Raw genomic sequence first — 16,007 nt, forward strand, 5'->3', positions numbered from 1 at the left:
CAATGATTATTTACGGTGTGGCGCTGCTGGCGATCTGTACGCTGGCAGGGGTGATCATGGGTGACCTGCTCGGCGTGTTGCTGGGGGTCAAATCCAACGTCGGCGGGGTCGGCATCGCCATGATCCTGTTGATCTGCGCGCGGCTGTGGATGCAAAAACGCGGCGGCATGACCAAGGATTGCGAGATGGGCGTCGGCTTCTGGGGCGCCATGTACATTCCGGTGGTGGTGGCGATGGCCGCGCAACAGAACGTCGTCACCGCCCTGCACGGCGGCCCGGTGGCGGTGCTGGCGGCAATCGGTTCGGTGGTGGTCTGTGGCTGCACCATTGCCCTGATCAGCCGCACCCACAAGGGCGAGCCGTTGCCCGATGAACCGGCGGAAATCTCCCCGGTCGGCACACCCGTAGGAGGTCGCTGACATGTGGGATCTCATTGAAAAGGGTCTGGAACACAACGGTCTTATCACCGCATTCGCCTTCGTCGGCGTGATCATGTGGGTCTCGGTGATTCTCTCGAAACGCCTGACGTTCGGGCGCATTCACGGCTCGGCGATTGCCATCGTCATTGGCCTGGTGCTGGCGTGGGTCGGCGGGACCATGACCGGTGGCCAGAAAGGCCTGGCGGATCTGTCGCTGTTCTCCGGCATCGGTTTGATGGGTGGCGCGATGCTGCGGGATTTCGCCATTGTTGCTACCGCGTTTGAAGTGCAGGCGACCGAGGCGAAGAAGGCCGGGTTGATTGGCGTGATTGCGCTGCTGCTGGGCACGATCCTGCCGTTCATTGTTGGCGCGTGCATGGCTTACGCGTTCGGTTATCGCGATGCCGTGAGCATGACCACCATCGGCGCGGGCGCGGTGACGTACATCGTCGGGCCGGTGACTGGGGCGGCGATTGGCGCGACGTCGGATGTGATGGCGCTGTCGATTGCCACCGGGTTGATCAAGGCGATTCTGGTGATGGTCGGCACCCCGGTGGCGGCGCGCTGGATGGGCCTGGATAACCCGCGCTCGGCGATGGTGTTTGGCGGGTTGGCCGGGACCGTGAGTGGCGTGACGGCGGGGCTGGCGGCCACGGATCGGCGGCTGGTGCCTTATGGGGCGTTGACCGCTACTTTCCACACCGGGCTTGGGTGCTTGTTGGGGCCTTCGCTGCTGTTCTTCATTGTTCGCGGGATTGTGGGTTAAAGATCAAAAGCCCCTCACCCTAGCCCTCTCCCGGAGGGAGAGGGAACTGACCGAGTTGGATGTTGGAGGTACGCCGACCTGATAGTTCCGAGTCGAACTCAGGTCTTGAAAAGCCCCCGATCTGCTCCCTTTCCCCCTCGCCCCCTTGGGGGAGAGGGCTGGGCGGGCGGCGTTCCGATGAGGGGGTAGGCTTTTGATTTGCTGTTGATCTGCTTTTAATCACACCGCCAACTGGCGATTCGCATACATCCGACACTCCGCCAACAACGCCAGCAAATTCGGATCCCGCTCCTTGGCCTTCAAAAACACCACGCCAATGTGTTGTTGCAACCGGTACTTTTCCTGCAACGGAATCAGCTTCACCCGGTTCTCGTACACCGCTGCAATCCTCCCCGGCAGCAACGCATAACCGACCCCGGAGCTGACCATGCTCAACAGGGTGAAGATGTCGTTGACCTGCATCGCCACCTTCGGCTCGAACCCCGCCTGCCTGAACACCCGGATGCCATCCTGATGGGTGGCGAAGCCTTGGGTGAGGGTGATGAAGGTCTCATCGCGCACCTCCGCCAGATCCACTTCGCTGCGTTGGGCGAAGCGGGAATCGGCCGGGGTGGCGAGGAAGATGTCGTCGGAAAACAGTGGAATCTGCTCGCAGTCCGGGTCGTTGACGCTGTCGTCCAGCGACACCAGGATCGCGTCGACTTCCATGTTTTTCAGCTTGTAGAGCAGGTCGATGTTCGAGCCGAGGATCAGGTCGATGTTGAGTTCGCTGCGGCGGATCTTCAAACCCATGATCAGCTGCGGCACGGTCTTCACCGTCAGCGAATACAGCGAGCCGAGCTTGAAGCGCTCGGCCGAGAACCCGGCGGCTTCGCGGGTCAGGCGTACGCTTTCGACCACATCCTGAATCAGCTTCTGTGCGCGTTCTTCGAGTACGTAGGCGCTCTCCAGCGGCGTCAGGTTGCGGCCTTCGTGCTTGAACAGCGGGCAGCGCAGGGCGCTTTCCAGCGAATGGATCGCGCGGTGCACGCTGACGTTGCTGGTCTGCAATTCGGCGGCGGCGCGGGCAAGGTTGCCGGTGCGCATGAAGGCGAGGAACACCTCGAGTTTCTTCAGGGTCAATTCTTCGTCGATCAGCATGGCGCGGACTCTTCTTGGTATCGCTCGATTGTGCCCAAATATCAGGACAGGTGCAGGCCCGCGTTGAACGGAAACATTGCGCTTTTACGCTCAAGGCCCGAGCCTTGCGCGCTGCGGTAATGAAATCGAGGTGTGCGACACATGTATCACGGAGAAAAACTGAACGCCTGGACGCATCTGGTCGGGGCGGTAGCGGCGTTTGTCGGGGGCGTCTGGATGCTGGTGATCGCCAGTCTCGACGGCAGCCCTTGGAAGATCGTCAGCGTGGCGATTTACGCCTTTACGTTGCTGGTGCTTTACAGCGCATCGACCGTGTACCACAGCGTGCGCGGGCGCAAGAAAGCGATCATGAAGAAGGTCGATCACTTTTCGATCTACCTGCTGATCGCCGGCAGTTACACGCCATTTTGTCTGGTGACCCTGCGCGGGCCGTGGGGCTGGACGCTGTTCGGGATTGTCTGGGGCCTGGCGCTGATCGGCATCCTGCAAGAGATCAAGCCGCGCTCCGAGGCGCGGATCCTGTCGATCGTGATCTACGCGGTGATGGGCTGGATCGTGCTGGTGGCGGTCAAGCCGCTGATCGACGCGCTGGGGACGGCGGGGTTTGCCTGGCTGGCGTCGGGCGGCGTGCTGTACACCGTGGGGATCATCTTTTTTGCCCTCGACCATCGGTTGCGACATGCCCACGGGATCTGGCATCTGTTCGTGATTGCCGGGAGCCTGCTGCATTTTGTGGCAATTCTGTTTTACGTCCTTTAAGGGCGCATCAATCGTTCGAGTTGTTCCCGGGCGCGCTGACTGAAGATCTGCAGCAAATCATTCAGGGTGTGGGGCGGTGGCTCGGTGGCGCGGGTCACGGCGTACAGAGTGATCGGCAGCGGCGGGGCGAGCGGGCGGATAGTGGTGGTGGTCGATGAGGCACCGAGCGCAGTGAACGGATCAATCACCGCCACCCCAGCTCCGGATTCAACCATCGCCCGCGCCAGCGAATACGTCTGCACGGCGATCCGCACGCGAGGTGGCGGCTCGACCGCTTCCAAATAACTGTCGAGGCGGGCGGCCAGCGGATCGGCGCTGGACAGCCCGATCAGCGGCGCTCCGGCCAACGCCATCAACGACAACGGCTGACCGGCGTCTTCCTCGGGCCAGTAATCTTTCGGCGCCAGCGCCACCAGAACCCCCGAAGCCAATGCCTGCGCCTTCAGCCCCGGATGATCCGGCAGCTGCAACGTCAGGGCCACGTCCACTTCGCGCATCAGCAGGTTCTGCATCAGCTCGCGGCTGTGGGCGCTCGACAGTTCGCAGGCGATGTCCGGGAACTGCGCCGTCCATTGCCGGATCGCCGGCGGCAGCAACGACAGCGCCAGCGCAGGGGTCGCACCGACACGCAGACTGTGGCCGGGCTCGCGACGCAGGCTCTGGGCCAGGCGTCGCACGCCTTGCAGGCTTTCGGTGACCTTGTCGACTTCGCGTTCCAGCTCCAGCGCTTCCGGGGTCGCCTGCAATTTGCCGCGCACCCGCAGAAACAACGGAAAGCCCAACTGCTGCTCGGCGTGCTGCAGCACTTTGGTCACCGCCGGTTGCGAGACGTGCAGCAATTGCGCAGCGGCGCTGACCGAGCCGGTCTGGCGAATGGCCTGGAAAATCTCGATATGACGAAGGCGCATGACGATCCCATAACCTTTGTTTATAGGTTTGGCATCTTTATTCATTGTTCGGCGCCTGTCACCTCACCCTAACCTCGGCCTCGTCTTCAAGAACGGTTAAGGACGGACATGGCTCAGCGTGTGTGCATCATCGGCGGCGGCGTGATCGGGTTGGCAACGGCCTGGGCGCTGGTGCGCGACGGCTTCGAGGTGACGGTGGTCGAGGCGCGGCAGTCGCTGGGCAGCGAAACCAGTTTCGCCAACGGCGGCCAGTTGTCCTACCGCTATGTGGCGCCGCTGGCCGATGCCGGCGTGCCGTTGCAGGCAATCGGCTGGATGTTGCGCGGCGATTCACCGCTGAAGCTGCGCCCGCGTCTGGACCCGGCGCAGTGGCGCTGGATGGCGTCGTTTCTTGCTGCGTGCCGCACCTCGGTCAACCGGGAAAACGCGGCGCATCTGTTGCGTCTGGCGCTGTTCAGCCAGAGCACGCTGAAACGCTGGCGCGAGGACGACGGGCTCGTCGGTTTCAACTGGCGGCGTAACGGCAAACTGGTGACCTTCCGTAACGCCGCCAGCTTCGATCATGCGCGCAAGGGCCTGGCCGATCCGCAGCAACAGCAGGTGTTGTCCGCCACCGAATGTGCGCAACTGGAGCCGGCACTGGCCGATGCGCCGTTTGTGGGCGCGATCTACACGCCGGATGAAGAAGTCGGCGACTGCCACGGTTTTTGCCAACAGTTGGCGGCGCGATTGAAGGCTTCGGGCCGCTGCGCGTTTCGCCTCGGTCAGGCAGTCACCGGCATTCGCCACAACGTCGGCACCGTCACAGCGATTGAGCTTGGCGACGAAACTCTGCCGGTCGAGCAACTGGTGATCGCCGCCGGCCATCGCAGCCCGTCGCTGGCGCTGCCCGGCCTGCGCCTGCCGCTGTATCCGCTGAAGGGCTACAGCCTGACCGTGCCGATCGGCAGCGAGCATCGGGCGCCGGACGTGAGCATCACCGACTACGACCGCAAGATCGTCTACGCCCGCATCGGCGAACAATTACGCGTGGCGGCAATGGTCGACATCGTCGGTTTCGACCCGGCGGTGGACCCCGAGCGACTGGCGCTGATCAAACGTCAGGCCCGCGACACCTTTCCCGACGCTGGCAACTACGACGAGGCCGTGGAGTGGGCCGGCATGCGCCCGGCCACCCCCACCGGCGTACCACTGCTGGGCGCCACGGCCTACCGCAATCTGTGGCTCAACCTCGGCCACGGCGCGCTCGGTTTCACCCTGGCCTGCGGCAGCGGGCAGTTGCTCAGCGAGCTGATCGGCCAGCAGCGCACATCCATTGATCTACACGGGTTCAATCCCCGTGCGGCGTGACGGTTTCTGCTAAAACACCCCACCCACAACGGAGAATAACAATGCAAAAAATCACGTTGCTCGGCTGCACACTGGCGCTGGTTTTCGGTGCTCAGGCTCAGGCCAATGAAGTGCCGCTGACCGGCGCGCTTGGCAAGATCGCCAGCGCCAACAGCATCACCCTGGGTTATCGCGATGCGTCGGTGCCGTTCTCGTATGTCGGTGATCACACCGGGCAGCCGATGGGGTATTCGGTGGAGCTGGCGGGCAAGATTGTCGAGCGCATCAAGCAGCAACTGGCGTTGCCGGATCTGAAGGTGAAGTACAACCTGGTGACGTCGCAGACTCGGATTCCGCTGGTGCAGAACGGCACGGTTGATCTTGAGTGTGGCTCCACCGGGGTGACGGCCGAGCGGCAGAAACAGGTCGCGTTCTCCTACGGTTTCATCTACGTCAAAGGGCAGTTGCTGACCGCCAAGGACAGCGGCATCCACAGCTTCGACGATCTGCGCGGCAAGAACGTGGTGACCACCGCCGGCACTACCAACGAGCGCTATCTGAAGAGCTACAACCTCGACCACAAATTGAACATGTTCGTGATCAGCGCCAAGGATCACGGCGAGGCGTTCCAGATGCTGCAATCGGGGCGCGCGGCAGCGTTCTACATGGACGACGCATTGCTCTACGGCGAGCGGGCCAAGGCGCGCGACCCGCACAACTGGGTCGTGGTGGGGGAGGAGCAATCGCGGGAAATCTACAGCTGCATGGTGCGCAAGGATGATCCGCAATTCCTCGCGCTGGTGAACGGCGCGCTGGCCGATCTGTACAGCTCGGGGGAGATCAACGGGATCTACCGCAAGTGGTTCGAACAACCGATCCCGCCGAAGGGCTTGAACCTTGAGTTCCCGATGACCAGCGAACTCAAGGCAATCATTGCCAGACCGATCAGTGATCCGGTGCAGTGACGGCTTAGAAATCACCCCACAGTTGCTGCGCCACTGCCAGCGCCACAACCGGCGCGGTCTCGGTACGCAGCACGCGCGGGCCGAGGCGGGCGGCGTGGAAGCCGTTGCCCTTGGCCTGCTCGACTTCGGCGTCGGACAAACCGCCTTCAGGGCCGATCAGGAACGCCAGGGTCGATGGCTTGGCATGGCTGACCAAAGGCTCAGCCACTGGGTGCAGGACCAGTTTCAGTTCGGCTTCGGTCTGTTTCAGCCAGTCGGCCAGCAGCACCGGTGGATGAATCACCGGTACGCGCGAGCGACCGCATTGCTCGCAGGCGCTGATCGCTACCTGACGCCAATGCAGCAGGCGTTTGTCGGCGCGTTCGTCCTTGAGGCGGACTTCGCAGCGTTCGCTGAAGATCGGGGTGATTTCATTCACGCCCAGTTCGGTGGCTTTCTGGATCGCCCAGTCCATCCGCTCGCCCCGGGACAGACCCTGGCCGAGATGGATGTGCAACGGCGATTCAACCTGACCGGCGAACTGCTCGTCGATCTGCACCACGACACGCTTCTTGCCGACTTCCACCAGCGATCCGCGAAACTCGTGGCCGGAACCGTCGAACAACTGCACCGCATCGCCCTCGGCCATGCGCAGCACGCGGCTGATGTAATGCGCCTGGGCTTCCGGCAGTTCGTGTTCGCCGGTGCTGAGCGGGGCGTCGATAAAGAAGCGGGACAGTCTCATGGTGGTTCTCTAGAAAATTGAATCAGGATCGCTGTTGCGGCGAGTGACGCTTAGCCCGGATCACGGAACCCGGGATGGAAATCCTTCGGCACCGTCACGCTGACGCTGTCACGAGTGGCGATGTCGATGCCTTCGCTGGCGACTTCGGCGAGGAAGTCGATCTGCTCCGGGGTGATCACGTACGGCGGCAGGAAATACACCACGCTGCCCAGCGGACGCAGCAGCGCGCCACGCTCCAGAGCATGCTGGAACACTTTCAGGCCGCGACGTTCTTGCCACGGGTAGGCCTCTTTCGTGGCCTTGTCCTTGACCATCTCGATGGCCAGCACCATGCCGGTCTGACGGACTTCGGAGACGTTCGGATGATCCACCAAATGCGCAGTCGCAGACGCCATGCGTTGCGCCAGCGCCCGGTTGTTCTCGATCACGTTGTCTTGCTCGAAAATATCCAGGGTCGCCAATGCCGCCGCGCAGGCCAGCGGGTTGCCGGTGTAGCTGTGCGAGTGGAGGAAGGCGCGCAGGGTCGGGTAATCGTCGTAGAACGCGCTGTACACCTCGTCGGTGGTCAGGCACGCCGCCAGCGGCAGATAACCGCCGGTCAGGGCTTTCGACAGGCACAGGAAGTCCGGGCGGATGCCGGCCTGTTCGCAGGCAAACATCGTCCCGGTACGGCCGAAGCCGACGGCGATTTCGTCGTGGATCAGATGCACGCCGTAGCGGTCGCAGGCTTCGCGCAACAGTTTGAGGTACACCGGGTGATACATGCGCATGCCGCCGGCGCCCTGGATCAGCGGTTCGACGATCACGGCCGCGACGCTGTCATGATTTTCCGCCAGTGTCTGTTCCATGGCGGCGAACATGTTGCGCGAATGCTCTTCCCAGCTCATGCCTTGCGGGCGCAGGTAGCAATCCGGGCTCGGCACTTTGATGGTGTCCATCAGCAGGGCTTTGTAGGTTTCGGTGAACAGCGGCACGTCGCCTACCGCCATCGCCGCCATGGTCTCGCCGTGGTAGCTGTTGGTCAGGGTGACGAAGCGTTTCTTGTTCGGCTGGCCGCGGTTGAGCCAGTAGTGAAAGCTCATTTTCAGCGCGACTTCGATGCAGGATGAACCGTTATCGGCGTAGAACACCCGGTTCAGGCCTTCCGGCGTCATCTTCACCAGACGCTCGGACAGCTCGATCACCGGCTGATGGCTGAAACCGGCCAGAATCACGTGTTCCAGCTGATCGACCTGATCCTTGATGCGCTGGTTGATGCGCGGGTTGGCGTGGCCGAATACGTTGACCCACCAGGAACTGACGGCATCCAGGTAGCGCTTGCCTTCGAAGTCTTCCAGCCAGATGCCTTCACCGCGCTTGATCGGGATCAGCGGCAGCTGTTCGTGGTCTTTCATCTGGGTGCAGGGATGCCACAGCACCGCGAGATCGCGTTGCATCCACTGGTTGTTCAGGCCCATGTTCAGTCTCCTCGAGGCGGCTCGCGTCAGGCGCGGGCAAACAATCGCGCAAGCCTATGCAATGCGTCGCGCCGGGACAACCCATTGCGTCGATTGAGCTACTTTGTATGGGCCGATAGACGTCGCTGGCGGCGTTTTGATGGCTGACGTATTCTTCGCGGTTCTTTGGGTCGTCTGACCCGCAAAACTGCTTTTTCCTACGTGTTTTTCCGGAGTTCGCTGAATGTCTGTCGGTTGGCTGCGCGCCTGTGCGCTTGTGGTGTTGGGGCTTTTCAGCGTTACGGCGCTGGCCAAGGAAAAAACCGCGATCGTGATCGGCGGCGGCCTGTCAGGCCTGACCGCGGCTTACGAACTGCAGAACAAGGGCTGGCAGGTCACGCTGCTGGAAGCCAAGCCGAGCCTGGGCGGCCGCTCGGGCATGGCCACCAGCGAGTGGATCGGCAACGACAAGTCGCAGCCGGTGCTGAACAAGTACGTCTCGACTTTCAAGCTGAGCACCACGCCGGCCCCTGAATTCGTGCGTACCCCTGGTTATCTGATCGATGGCGAGTATTTCTCCGCCGCCGACCTGGCCACCAAGCAACCGGCCACCGCCCAGGCGTTGAAAACCTTCGAGAAAACCCGTGACGATCTGGCGCGTTCGATCGACGATCCGCAAAACCCGGCGGCGACCAACACCCTGCACGCGCTGGACCAGATCAACGTGTCGAGCTGGCTCGACAAGCAGAACCTGCCTGCCACCGCGCGTCAGCTGATCAACCAGGATATCCGCACCCATTACGACGAACCGTCGCGTCTGTCGCTGCTGTACTACGCACAGCAGAGCCGCGTTTATCGCGGTGTGTCCGACCGTGACATGCGCGCTTCGCGTCTGGTCGGTGGCAGCCCGGTGCTGGCTCAGGCCTTCGTCAAACAGCTGAAAACCATCAAGACCAGCTCGCCGGTTTCCGCGATCGTTCAGGACAAGGACGGTGTGACCGTCAAGGTCGGCAGCGTGGGCTACCAGGCAGACTACGTCGTGCTGGCGGTGCCATTGCGCGCCCTCGACAAGATCCAGCTGACCCCGGCCCTGGATGCCCAGCACCTGGCCGCGATCAAGGGCACCAACTACGGCTGGCGCGACCAGATCATGCTGAAGTTCAAGACGCCGGTCTGGGAAAGCAAGGCGCGGATGTCCGGTGAGATCTACAGCAACACCGGCCTGGGCATGTTGTGGATCGAGCCGGCCCTGAAGGGCGGCGCCAACGTGGTGATCAACCTGTCCGGCGACAACGCCCGCGTCATGCAGGCCTTCGGCGACAAGCAGATGGTCGATCAGGTGCTGATCCGTCTGCACGCGTTTTATCCACAGGCCCGTGGCGCGTTCACCGGTTATGAAATCCGTCGCTACAGCACCGACCCGTCGACCGGTGGTTCGTACCTGGCCTTCGGCCCGGGCCAGATCAGCAAATACTGGCGCCTGTGGGAGCGTCCGCTGCAGCGCGTAGCGTTTGCCGGCGAGCACACCGACACCCTTTATCCGGGAACCCTGGAAGGCGCGCTGCGCACCGGTCAGCGTGCAGCCAGTCAGGTTGAAGACCTGGCGGCAGGCAAATCCTTCGAACCGATCAAGGTCGGCCCGGCGGCGGCCACCGCAGCAGCGGCAGCGGGTGCAGCGGGTGCGGCAACGGCGGCGAAGAAAGGCAATTTCTTCACCAATCTGTTCGGTGGTTCGGATGACGAGAAGAAACCGGAGCCAGTAAAAGCCCCAGAGCCGGCACCAGCTCCAGCCGCTCCGGCGCCTGCACCGACTCCGGCACCTGCGCCAGCCCCGGTGGAAGCGCCGAAGCCAGCGACTCCGGTGAAAGCCGAGCCAGCCAAGAAAGCGCCGGCCAAGCCAGCAGCGAAGAAACCTGCAGCCAAAACCGAGGCGAAAAAAGCCCCGGCCAAACCGGCAGCGAAAAAGGCTGAACCGGCGAAGAAGCCAGCCGCAAAACCGGCTGCGGCCCCGGCAGCAGCGACCGATACCAAAGCGCAGTAAGGCTTTGCGGTGAATGAAAAAGCGCGGCTTTCAGGCCGCGCTTTTTTATTGCCTGTGGAACAGCGAGCATCCTGTGTTTGCTCGTTCGCCAGCTAATCTCCCGTCACACTTTTCCCTTTAATCTTTCCTTAACTCCCTTGTTCAAGACTCTTGATCGTATTTCTCGATATTTCAAAGCGAAATTTTCCGCTTTAATTCGATAGATAACTCGCTAGTCTTGGTTCGCAGTTCTCACAGGATTTGGGCAATGCAGCTACGTAATTCTTCTTCGCGCTACGGTTGGGTCAGCATCTTCATGCACTGGGGTGTGGCGCTGGCGGTCTTCGGGCTGTTCGCGCTCGGTCTGTGGATGGTGGGGCTGGATTACTACAGCACCTGGCGCAAAGACGCGCCGGATCTGCACAAGAGCATCGGTCTGGTGCTGCTGGCTGTGATGGTGTTGCGGGTGCTGTGGCGCTTTGTCAGCCCACCGCCGCCAACGCTGCAGAGCTACAGCCGCATGACCCGCATCGGCGCCAGGTTCGGCCACGGGTTTCTGTACCTCGCGCTGTTCGCCGTGATGATTGCCGGTTACCTGATTTCCACCGCAGACGGTGTCGGGATTCCGGTGTTTGGCCTGTTTGAAGTTCCTGCACTGGTTTCCGGACTACCGGATCAGGCAGATACCGCCGGGGTGATTCATTTGTACCTGGCGTGGGCGCTGGTAATTTTTTCCGGCCTCCATGCGTTGGCAGCATTGAAGCACCACTTTATCGATCGTGATGCGACCCTCACTCGAATGCTCGGTCGCAAAGCCTGAAGCTCAACCTCGACTCAAAGGAAAAGAAAGCATGTTGAAAAAGACTCTGGCCGCTCTGGCAATCGGTTCTGCCGTGCTGTCCGCCAACGTAATGGCTGCTGACTACACCGTCGACAAGGAAGGTCAGCACGCCTTCGTCGACTTCAAGATCAGCCACCTGGGCTACAGCTACATCACCGGTACCTTCAAGGACATCAGCGGCAAGTTCAGCTTCGATGCTGCCAAGCCTGAAGACAGCAAGATCGAGTTCGACGTGAAGACCGCCAGCGTGTTCACCAACCACGCCGAGCGTGACAAGCACATCGCCAGCAAAGACTTCCTGGACGTGGGCAAATTCGCTGACGCCAAGTTCGTCTCCACCAGCGTCAAATCCACCGGCAAGAACGCCGATGGCAAAGACACTGCCGACGTGACCGGCGACCTGACTCTGCACGGCGTGACCAAGCCGATCGTGGTCAAGGCCACTTTCCTGGGTGAAGGCAAGGATCCATGGGGCGGCTACCGTGCCGGCTTCGAAGGCACCACCAGCATCAAGCGTTCTGATTTCGGCAAGATGATGGACCTGGGTCCACAGTCCGACAAAGTCGACCTGTACATCTCGTTCGAAGGTGTCAAAGCGAAGTAATTTTCGCCAGACATACAAAAACGCCCCCGGTCTTGCGACCGGGGGCGTTTTTTATTGCCTTGTCGAAACTCAGCGATTGCGGGTCAGCAAGGCCGGTTTCTCACCGCGTGGGCGGCTTGGCAGTTGATCGAGCTGCTCAGGCGTCGGGAAGCGGTCGGCTTTCGATTCCTTGTGCATGATCTTCGGGCCGCTGCTGCGCGGATTCTGCACGGCCGGTTCGGCACGTTGCTGATCGTCACGGGCCGGACGGCGGTTGCGCGAGTTTTCGTCGCGACGACCCTGACCGTCACGCGGGGCACCGTTGCGCGGGCCGTTGCGTTTGCCCGGCGGGGTGCCGGTGCTCGAACCGTTGCTGTTGCGCGGGCCGTTCTGACGACCTTGCGACTGACCGCCGCGTGGAGCGCCCGAACCTGCGCCTTGCGCCGGAGCGCCCGGGCGACGGTTGCGACCACCTGCAGGTGCCTGCTTCGGCACGTAGTCAACGCGGTTACCGAAGTTATCGATATCGTCGTCGAGGAACTCGTCCGGTGCACGATCAGCCGCAGCACGTGGCGGCTGGCTTGGCTGGCGCTGTTCGCGGGCCGGGGTGCCTTCGCGCGGCTTCTGTTGACGAGCTGGACGCTCGCCACGCTCACCGCGTTCGCCGGCAGGTTTTTCTTTGCCTTTGTCTTTGCCTTTGTCTTTACGTCCGCCGCCACCGCCGCCGCCATTCGGGCCGTCGCCGCGTGGGCCACGGGAATTGCGCGGGTTGCGCATGTCCGGACGCTCGCGCACTTCAGGCTTTTCGGCCTCGATGGTGCTGGCGTCGAAGCCCATCAGGTCGCCGTCGGCGATTTTCTGCTTGGTCATGCGTTCGATGCTTTTCAGCAGTTTCTCTTCGTCCGGCGCGACCAGCGAGATCGCCTCGCCCGAACGACCGGCGCGGCCGGTACGGCCGATGCGGTGCACGTAGTCTTCATCGACGTTCGGCAGTTCGAAGTTGACCACGTGTGGCAACTGGTCGATGTCCAGGCCGCGCGCCGCGATGTCGGTGGCAACCAGGATGCGTACCTGGTTGGCCTTGAAGTCGGCCAGGGCTTTGGTCCGGGCGTTCTGGCTCTTGTTGCCGTGGATCGCCACAGCCGGCAGGCCGTGTTTGTCCAGGTACTCGGCCAGACGGTTGGCGCCGTGCTTGGTACGGGTGAACACCAGCACCTGTTCCCACGCGCCGGCGGTGATCAGGTGGGCCAGCAGCGCACGCTTGTGGCTGGCCGGCAGACGGAAGACGCGTTGTTCGATGCGCTCGACCGTGGTGTTCGGCGGCGTCACTTCGATGCGTTCCGGGTTGTGCAGCAGCTTGCCGGCGAGGTCGGTGATGTCTTTGGAGAAGGTCGCCGAGAACAGCAGGTTCTGGCGTTTGGCCGGCAGGCGCGCGAGGACTTTCTTCACGTCATGGACGAAGCCCATGTCGAGCATGCGGTCGGCTTCGTCCAGCACGAGGATTTCAACGTGGGACAGATCGATGCTGCCCTGGCCGCACAGGTCGAGCAGACGACCCGGGCAGGCAACCAGTACGTCCACACCACGGGACATGGCCTGAACCTGCGGGTTCATGCCGACGCCGCCGAAGATGCAGGCGCTGACGAATTTCAGGTCACGGGCGTAGATCTTGAAGCTGTCGTGTACCTGGGCCGCGAGTTCGCGGGTCGGGGTCAGGACCAGGACGCGCGGCTGGCGCGGGCCGTGGCGCTGGGATTTGTCCGGGTGACCGTTGGGGAACAGCCGCTCCAGGATCGGAAGGGCGAAACCGCCGGTTTTACCGGTACCTGTCTGTGCCGCAACCATCAGGTCGCGACCTTGCAACACGGCGGGAATGGCCCGCTGTTGCACCGGAGTAGGCTCGGTATAGCCCGCGTCTTCGATAGCGCGGACCAAAGCCTCGGAGAGACCGAGGGAAGCAAAGGACATGAGTAATCCTGTTTTAGTTAGGGCTTGGCCCAATGGGAGTCTTGCCTGGCGCGAATGGCGTTTAAGAGGACGCAATCCCGTCCGGTCCTGCTGCGGTTCCGAAGGCACGTCCGGAGCGCTCGCGCGGGCTGAAAAGCTGCGCTGTAGCGGGTCGGGAGGCCTGTAACGGTTCCGGGCGTCCGGGCGTGAGCCTGGCGGGAACGCCGGAGTATAACAGAGCAATCACCGCGCGCCGCTTTCCTGCTGCTCAACGGTTTTGCCGCTGGCGGTGGCGCTGCTCAAGGGTTTTTCCGAAACCGGGGCCGCACCATAGCGCGCGCTCAACTCGGCATAGGCCGGCTCACGCTTGAAACGCTTGAGCTCGGCGCCGAAGCGTTGCACCAGCAAATCCATCCCCGCATTGCGCCGCACGGCCAGAAACTGGCTCTGGCGGCTAATGACCGTGGGGTTCTCGGTGATCTGATCGCGGATATTCAGTTCATCGAGCAAATGCTGACCCACGCGGCGATCGGTGATCAGCAGGTCGATGCGCCCGCGCACCAGTTTGCCGAAGTTGGCTTCATGGGTCGGGGCCGGTTCCCGGTTGAACAGGGTCGATTCACTGAAATCCGGGCTGTACAGATAACCCGGCGAGGTACCGATGGTCAGGCCTTTGAGGTCTTCAAGGCTGCGAAAAGGGTGCGGTCGGTCGTTGGCGTAGAACATCACGAACTCGACGTCCGACAGCGGTTCGCTCGGGTAGAGCAGGGTGGCGTCGCGTTCATCGCTGTGAAAAATGTCCAGCGCGCCGTCGGCCTGGCCGGTTTCGAGCATCGACAGACAACGCTTCCACGGCAGGAACTGCCACTCGACATCGATGCCCAGACGTTTGAACACAATGGCAGTGGTTTCGTAGTCCAGCCCGAGGTTCTTTCCGTTCTCTTCGTAAACGTACGGCGCCCACGGTTCGGTGACGATACGCAGCTTCTCGCCTCGAGCCGCAAAGCTCAGGCAAGCAAAAACCAGCACGGCGAATAACTGCGTGATCAAAGGCATGACTTGAGATTACGACGAGAAACGCCAAAGAGCCAGAAACTGGCTGCAGAAGCTCTGTATCGGGCCTTAAAAGCAAAAGATCGCAGTTGCGACACCCCCGCGGGAGCTGTCGAAACTTGCGATCTTCTGTTGTTGCATGAAGCCTTCAGCTTGAAGCGTACAGCGGTCTCAGCGTGGCAACTTCAGGTTGTTCCAGATTGCCAGGCTAGGTTCGGCCTGGTTCATGGAATAGAAGTGCAGGCCAGGCGCGCCGCCTTGCAGCAGGCGTTCGCACATTTCGGTGACGACTTGTTCGCCGAAGCGCTGAATGCTCTGGCTGTCATCGCCGTAGGCTTCCAGTTGCTTGCGGATCCAGCGCGGGATTTCCGCACCGCAGGCATCGGAGAAGCGCGCGAGTTTGCTGTAGTTGGTGATCGGCATGATCCCCGGCACCACCGGAATGTCCACGCCCAGCGCCTGCAAACGGTCGACGAAGTAGAAGTAGCTGTCGGCGTTGAAGAAGTACTGGGTGATCGCGCTGTCGGCGCCGGCACGGGCCTTGCGCACGAAGTTGGCGAGATCGTCTTCGTAGTTGCGCGCTTGCGGATGCATCTCCGGGTAAGCGGCGACTTCGATGTGGAAATGATTGCCGGTTTCTTCACGAATGAACTCAACCAGCTCATTGGCGTGACGCAGCTCGCCGCTGGTCATGCCCATGCCGGACGGCAGGTCGCCACGCAAAGCGACGATGCGCTTGATGCCGGCAGCCTTGTACTCGTTCAGCAGGCCGCGCAGGTCGTCCTTGCTGTCGCCGACGCACGACAGGTGCGGGGCGGCGGGTACTTTGACTTCGCTTTCCAGCTGCAACACTGTGTTCAGCGTGCGGTCACGGGTCGAGCCGCCCGCGCCGTAGGTGCAGGAAAAGAAGTCAGGGTTGTAGGTGGCCAACTGACGGGCAGTGGCGAGCAGTTTTTCATGCCCAGCATCGGTCTTGGTCGGGAAGAACTCGAAGCTGTAGCGACGGTCTTGGGACATCGGGGGACCTCCAGTCACGAGCGGCAAGCTACAAGCTTCGAGAGAAGCGGAGGTGCGCTGATCTCTCGTGCGTGATTCCTGCTGCCTGAAACTGTTTTGA

At 62.0% G+C, this 16,007-nt stretch carries 15 protein-coding genes; 8 read left to right on the forward strand and 7 right to left on the reverse strand.

Annotated elements, in window-relative coordinates; translation table 11 throughout:
- Positions 1–2 precede the first annotated feature (2 nt).
- Both madL and madM read left to right on the forward strand, forming a co-directional pair.
- Positions 3–419 carry a malonate transporter subunit MadL gene (madL, locus tag ACKLNA_RS10005; RefSeq protein WP_007953315.1) on the forward strand — a complete coding sequence of 139 codons (417 nt, stop codon included), beginning with the start codon at positions 3–5 and terminating at the stop codon, positions 417–419.
- 1 nt (position 420) lies between these two features.
- Positions 421–1,185 carry a malonate transporter subunit MadM gene (gene madM, locus ACKLNA_RS10010; protein ID WP_085709095.1) on the forward strand — a complete coding sequence of 255 codons (765 nt, stop codon included), beginning with the start codon at positions 421–423 and terminating at the stop codon, positions 1,183–1,185.
- A gap of 219 nt (positions 1,186–1,404) precedes the next feature.
- Here madM and ACKLNA_RS10015 read toward each other — a convergent pair whose 3' ends face one another.
- Entirely contained in the window at positions 1,405–2,325 is a 921-nt protein-coding gene (locus ACKLNA_RS10015; RefSeq protein ID WP_085709096.1) for a LysR substrate-binding domain-containing protein, read from the reverse strand.
- 141 nt (positions 2,326–2,466) lie between these two features.
- Between ACKLNA_RS10015 and trhA the strand changes: the two genes are divergently transcribed.
- Positions 2,467–3,084, forward strand: coding sequence for a PAQR family membrane homeostasis protein TrhA (gene trhA / locus ACKLNA_RS10020; RefSeq protein WP_114886061.1), 618 nt, complete (start codon positions 2,467–2,469; stop codon positions 3,082–3,084).
- Here trhA and ACKLNA_RS10025 read toward each other — a convergent pair.
- Positions 3,081–3,992, reverse strand: a complete 912-nt coding sequence (locus tag ACKLNA_RS10025) for a LysR family transcriptional regulator (protein WP_408985758.1) — start codon at positions 3,990–3,992, stop codon at positions 3,081–3,083. The two genes, trhA and ACKLNA_RS10025, sit on opposite strands and share 4 nt — an antisense overlap.
- A gap of 108 nt (positions 3,993–4,100) precedes the next feature.
- Here ACKLNA_RS10025 and ACKLNA_RS10030 point away from each other — a divergent pair, with 108 nt between their 5' ends.
- Positions 4,101–5,342 (forward strand): D-amino acid dehydrogenase, encoded by a 1,242-nt coding sequence (locus ACKLNA_RS10030; RefSeq protein WP_408985759.1) that lies wholly within the window; start codon positions 4,101–4,103, stop codon positions 5,340–5,342.
- Positions 5,343–5,383: 41 nt separating this feature from the next.
- Positions 5,384–6,286, forward strand: coding sequence for a transporter substrate-binding domain-containing protein (locus ACKLNA_RS10035; RefSeq protein ID WP_408985760.1), 903 nt, complete (start codon positions 5,384–5,386; stop codon positions 6,284–6,286).
- 4 nt (positions 6,287–6,290) lie between these two features.
- On the opposite strand, the gene ACKLNA_RS10040 is transcribed toward ACKLNA_RS10035, so the two are convergent.
- Positions 6,291–7,010 (reverse strand): 16S rRNA (uracil(1498)-N(3))-methyltransferase, encoded by a 720-nt coding sequence (locus ACKLNA_RS10040; protein WP_408985761.1) that lies wholly within the window; start codon positions 7,008–7,010, stop codon positions 6,291–6,293.
- A gap of 50 nt (positions 7,011–7,060) precedes the next feature.
- On the reverse strand, positions 7,061–8,467 hold the full coding sequence (locus tag ACKLNA_RS10045) for an adenosylmethionine--8-amino-7-oxononanoate transaminase (RefSeq protein ID WP_408985762.1): 1,407 nt from the start codon (positions 8,465–8,467) through the stop codon (positions 7,061–7,063).
- 223 nt (positions 8,468–8,690) lie between these two features.
- Here ACKLNA_RS10045 and ACKLNA_RS10050 point away from each other — a divergent pair, with 223 nt between their 5' ends.
- The 3 genes from ACKLNA_RS10050 (at position 8,691) to ACKLNA_RS10060 (ending at position 11,911) form a co-directional block, all read left to right on the forward strand.
- Positions 8,691–10,487 carry a flavin monoamine oxidase family protein gene (locus ACKLNA_RS10050; RefSeq protein ID WP_408985763.1) on the forward strand — a complete coding sequence of 599 codons (1,797 nt, stop codon included), beginning with the start codon at positions 8,691–8,693 and terminating at the stop codon, positions 10,485–10,487.
- A gap of 247 nt (positions 10,488–10,734) precedes the next feature.
- Positions 10,735–11,286 carry a cytochrome b gene (locus tag ACKLNA_RS10055; protein WP_119427560.1) on the forward strand — a complete coding sequence of 184 codons (552 nt, stop codon included), beginning with the start codon at positions 10,735–10,737 and terminating at the stop codon, positions 11,284–11,286.
- Between the two features lie 31 nt (positions 11,287–11,317).
- Complete coding sequence (locus ACKLNA_RS10060; RefSeq protein ID WP_085731599.1) at positions 11,318–11,911, forward strand: YceI family protein; 594 nt, start codon at positions 11,318–11,320, stop codon at positions 11,909–11,911.
- A 69-nt stretch (positions 11,912–11,980) separates the two neighbouring features.
- On the opposite strand, the gene ACKLNA_RS10065 is transcribed toward ACKLNA_RS10060, so the two are convergent.
- From ACKLNA_RS10065 to metF, 3 genes are all read right to left on the reverse strand, one after another.
- Positions 11,981–13,858, reverse strand: coding sequence for a DEAD/DEAH box helicase (locus ACKLNA_RS10065; RefSeq protein ID WP_408985764.1), 1,878 nt, complete (start codon positions 13,856–13,858; stop codon positions 11,981–11,983).
- 222 nt (positions 13,859–14,080) lie between these two features.
- Entirely contained in the window at positions 14,081–14,893 is an 813-nt protein-coding gene (locus tag ACKLNA_RS10070; RefSeq protein ID WP_085709105.1) for an ABC transporter substrate-binding protein, read from the reverse strand.
- A gap of 168 nt (positions 14,894–15,061) precedes the next feature.
- Positions 15,062–15,907, reverse strand: coding sequence for a methylenetetrahydrofolate reductase [NAD(P)H] (metF, locus tag ACKLNA_RS10075; RefSeq protein ID WP_115079485.1), 846 nt, complete (start codon positions 15,905–15,907; stop codon positions 15,062–15,064).
- Between the last annotated feature and the right edge of the window lie 100 nt (positions 15,908–16,007).

The sequence above is a fragment of the Pseudomonas sp. UV AK001 genome, assembly GCF_046097675.1.
Lineage (GTDB): Bacteria > Pseudomonadota > Gammaproteobacteria > Pseudomonadales > Pseudomonadaceae > Aquipseudomonas > Aquipseudomonas kribbensis.